Origin of the sequence: Achromobacter sp. ACM03 (assembly GCF_014851665.1) — a bacterium.
In the GTDB taxonomy this organism is placed as follows: domain Bacteria; phylum Pseudomonadota; class Gammaproteobacteria; order Burkholderiales; family Burkholderiaceae_B; genus Achromobacter; species Achromobacter aegrifaciens.
Genome location: NZ_JACVAD010000026.1, coordinates 1 through 351 on the forward strand (window position 1 = coordinate 1; position 351 = coordinate 351).

The following is a 351-nucleotide window of genomic DNA, read 5'->3' on the forward strand; positions in this document are numbered from 1 at the left end:
GTTATTCACCCCAGTCTTGAGAACTTGGAACAAAATTAATGCAATCACAACCCGTACCCATCTTCATCAGCAAGCTGATTACTCGATGAGCACATTTCGTTGTGCTTCTTCCAGATTGTTAAAGAACAAATATAGCTGTTGGGTAAAACCCAACTCATAACACTGCATGCAGCGCTATGAGTTAGCTTCTACGCGGCGCCAATGATATTGACTCCAGCTACAACAACAACCGATAAGAGTGGACGCTTAACACGAGCACTAAGCTCTGAAAGGAGGTGATCCAGCCGCACCTTCCGATACGGCTACCTTGTTACGACTTCACCCCAGTCATGAATCCTACCGTGGTAATCG

The 351-nt window shown here is 45.9% G+C and carries 1 rRNA gene; it reads right to left on the reverse strand.

The window, feature by feature from the left end:
* Nucleotides 1-268: 268 nt before the first annotated feature.
* Nucleotides 269-351, reverse strand: a 16S ribosomal RNA gene (locus IB257_RS31425); the annotation flags it as partial.